Origin of the sequence: Caulobacter sp. D5, assembly GCF_003185805.1 — a bacterium.
GTDB lineage: Bacteria > Pseudomonadota > Alphaproteobacteria > Caulobacterales > Caulobacteraceae > Caulobacter.
This window is the reverse complement of sequence record NZ_QHJY01000111.1, coordinates 1-3456: the sequence shown is the minus strand read 5'-3', so window position 1 is coordinate 3456 and position 3456 is coordinate 1. Positions and strand designations below refer to the sequence as shown.

Annotated in this window: 3 protein-coding genes; 1 reads left to right on the top strand and 2 read right to left on the bottom strand. The window is 71.2% G+C overall.

Annotated elements, in window-relative coordinates; translation table 11 throughout:
• Nucleotides 1–154: 154 nt before the first annotated feature.
• The gene (gene hflC / locus DMC18_RS08315) at nt 155–1009 is read right to left on the bottom strand and encodes a protease modulator HflC (RefSeq protein WP_110121074.1); all 855 of its coding nucleotides are present in this window, start codon (nt 1007–1009) and stop codon (nt 155–157) included.
• On the bottom strand, nt 1006–2097 hold the full coding sequence (hflK, locus tag DMC18_RS08310) for an FtsH protease activity modulator HflK (RefSeq protein ID WP_110132851.1): 1092 nt from the start codon (nt 2095–2097) through the stop codon (nt 1006–1008). The genes hflC and hflK overlap by 4 nt, the downstream gene beginning before the upstream one ends.
• Nucleotides 2098–2274: 177 nt before the next feature.
• Here hflK and DMC18_RS08305 point away from each other — a divergent pair, with 177 nt between their 5' ends.
• Complete coding sequence (locus DMC18_RS08305; RefSeq protein ID WP_110121076.1) at nt 2275–3387, top strand: Mrp/NBP35 family ATP-binding protein; 1113 nt, start codon at nt 2275–2277, stop codon at nt 3385–3387.
• The last annotated feature ends 69 nt before the right edge of the window (nt 3388–3456 follow it).

Here is a 3456-nt window from a genome sequence, read left to right as displayed (position 1 = left end):
CCGGTCTCCGTCGTGCAGGCGGAACCGCAGCGTCACCCCCATCCCAACCCTTCCCCCATCAAAGGGGGAAGGGCTTTGGACGGCTTTGAGTTCTGAGAGACCCCTCACCCGACCTCCCTTTGGGAGGCCACCCTCTCCCGCAAGGGGAGAGGGGTCAGCCGGCCGGGCCCTTGTCGAAGTACTTGAAGAAGGCGCTGTCGGGGGAGAGGACCAGGGTGGTGTCGCCCTGGCCCAGCGACTGCTCGTAGGCCTGCATCGAGCGGTAGAAGGCGGCGAAAGAGGGGTCGCGGCCGAAGCTGGAGGCGAACAGCTGGGCGCGCTGGGCGTCGGCTTCGCCTCGGATCTTCTCGGCCTCCTCGTAGGCGGTGGCGACGATCTCGCGGCGCTGCTGGTCGCCGATGGCGCGCAGTTCGGCGGCCTCCTGCTTGCGGGCCGTCTGCATGCGCTCGAACACCGCCTGCTGGTTGGGCTCGGGCAGGTCGGCGCGCTTGATGCGCACGTCGATGATCTCGAGCCCCAGCTGCGAGCCGGCGACCTGGCGGGCCACCTCGCTGCGGATGTCGGCCATGATCTCGGCGCGCTTGCCGGCGATCACGTCCTCGGAGTTCCGCCGGCCGATCTGCTCGCGCAGGGCGGCGTTGACGATGCGGTCGAGGCGGTCGCGGGCCACGCTCTCGCGGCCGAGCTTGCGGTAGAACTGGCGCGGATCAGAGATGCGGTAGCGGACGAAGGCGTCGACGACCAGCTTCTCCTGGTCGGCGGCGGTGACCTCTTCCTGGTTGGCGGCGATGTCGATGTTGCGCTTGTCGAAGCGCAGCACCTTGTCGATCGGCGCCTTCAGGTGGAGGCCGGGATCGAGGACCACGCGCACCGGATCGCCGAAGCGCACCACCAGGGCCTGCTGGCGCTGGTCGACCTGGTAGACGGTGGTCGACAGCAGGATCAGGGCGGCGAAGGCGGTGGCGCCGGCCGCGATCAGCGGGGTGTTGGGATTGCGGACGCGGCTCATCGGGCGGCTCCATCGACGGGCGCGGGAGCGACGCGCGGACGGAAGGTGTCGGACGGCAGGATCACCGGGGCGTTGGCGCCCTTGCTGTCGATGATGACCTTGTTGGACTTGGCCAGCACGCGCTGCATGGTCTCGATGTAGAGGCGCTCGCGGGTGACGCCGGGGGCCAGCTTGTACTGCTCGTAGACCTGGTTGAAGCGGGCCGCGTCGCCGGCGGCCTCGCGCACCACCTGTTCGCGGTAGCCCTTGGCCTGCTGGATGACGGTGGCCGCCTCGCCGCGGGCGATGTTGGCCGCCGACTGGGCGTTCTGGGCCGCGCGCTGCACGTCGCGGAAGGCGTCGAGCACGGGGGCGGGGGTGGTGGCGACCTGGATGCGGACACCTTCGATGCGGACGCCGATGTTGTAGCGGTCCAGCGTCTGCTGCATCAGCGCGCGGGTCTGGCTTTCGACCTGGCCGCGGCCGTTGGTGAGGATCGGGGTGAGGGCGGTCTTGCCGACCACCTCGCGCATGGCGCTCTCGGCCACGTCCTTGATGACGGCGTCGGGGGCGCGGACGTTGAACACGAACTTGCCGGCGTCCGACACGCTCCACTGGATGGTGAAGCTGAGATCGACGATGTTCTCGTCGCCGGTCAGCATCAGGCGCTCGGCCGGGACTTCCGCGCCGGGCACGCCGCCGACGTCGAGGGTCTGGATCGAGGTGACGGGCACGCGCTCGACGTCTTCGATCGGCCAGGGCAGGCGATAGCGCAGGCCAGGATCGCTGGTGCGGCTGTAAGCGCCGAAGGTGGTGACCACGCCCTGCTGGTTGGGCTGGACGACATAGACGCCCGACACCAGCCACAGGCCGACCACGGCGGCGGCGCCCAGGGCGATGGCCTTGCCGCGACCGGGGCCGCCGAAGGTCTCGCGCAGGCGGCCGGTCAGGCGGTCGACCAGTTCGGCGACGTCGATGGGCGGCGGCGGAACGCCGGGCGGGCCGGGGGGGCGGCGTGTCGGGTCGGGCTTGCGCCCGCCGTCGTTCTTGTCGTCGCCCGGCGGGGGCGAGCCCCAGGGGCCGGGTCCGGCGTTGTCGTTCCAGGGCATGGGCGGCGCTGTCTTCCCGTCGCTCGTTCTTGTTGGCGGAGGTTGCGGGCAACCTCCTTGGGCTTGTTGGTGCGGAGGCCGCGGGGCGACCTCCTCAGGCTTGTTGGCTGGCGGGGTTGTAAAACAGACCCCGCACGCGGATATGAGGACCCCCACGCGACAAGGCAAGACACTGACGTGACCGCAAGCTCTTCTGCAACTCCCGATGACGCCCGCGAGGCCCTCGATCGCATCGAGGATCCGGCCACGGGGCTGGGCCTGGTGAAGGCCGGCCTGGTGCAGGGGCTGGTGGTGCGCGAGGGCAAGGCCGGCTTCGTGCTGGAAGTGCCGGCCTCACGCGTGGGCGGCTATGCGCCGGTGCGAGAGGCGGCCGAGAAGGCGCTGGCGGCCCTGCCGGGGATCACCCGGGCCCAGGTGGTGCTGACCGCCCAGGCCCCGGCCGAGACGACCCGCGTGCGCAAGGGCGCCCGGGTGGCCGACGACCCGCAGGCCCAGGTCGGTCCGCCGCCGGCCTCGGAAAAGCCCGCCCATGTGCGCCACGTCATCGCCGTGGCCTCGGGCAAGGGCGGGGTGGGCAAGTCCACCGTCTCGACCAACCTGGCCTGCGCCCTGGCGGGGCTGGGCCTGAAGGTCGGGCTGCTGGACGCCGACATCTACGGCCCCTCGGCGCCGCGGATGATGGGCGTCGACGGCGAGCCGACCTTCGAGGACAAGAAGCTGCTGCCGCTGGAGGCGCACGGCGTGAAGCTGATGTCGATCGGCTTCATGGTCGACGAGGGCAGGGCGATGATCTGGCGCGGGCCGATGGCCTCGTCGGCGGTGCGCCAGCTGATCCACGACGTGGCCTGGGGCAGCGAAGCCGAGCCGCTGGACGTGATGGTCGTCGACCTGCCGCCGGGCACCGGCGACATCCACCTGACCCTGGTGCAGAAGCTGCGCATCGACGGCGTGGTGCTGGTCACCACCCCGCAGGAGATCGCCCTGATCGACGCCCGCCGTGCGGCTGCGATGTTCGCCAAGACCGCGACGCCGATCCTGGGGCTGGTCGAGAACATGGCCTTCTTCGCCGACCCGGCCACCGGCGCGCCGATCCCGATCTTCGGCTCTGGCGGCGGTGTGGCGGAGGCCGAGGCCCTGGGCGTGCCGGTGCTGGCCCAGGTTCCGATCGAGATGGCCGTGCGCGAAGCTGGCGACGCGGGGCGGCCCGTGGTGCTGGCCGCGCCGGACAGCGCGGCGGCCAAGGCGTTCGTGCAGGCGGCGAAGGCGGTTTGGGCGACGGTCGGGGGGTGACCACAAGATCCTCCCCCTGAAGGGGGAGGTGGCCCGGAGGGCCGGAGGGGGAAGTCCCTGCTGAATTCA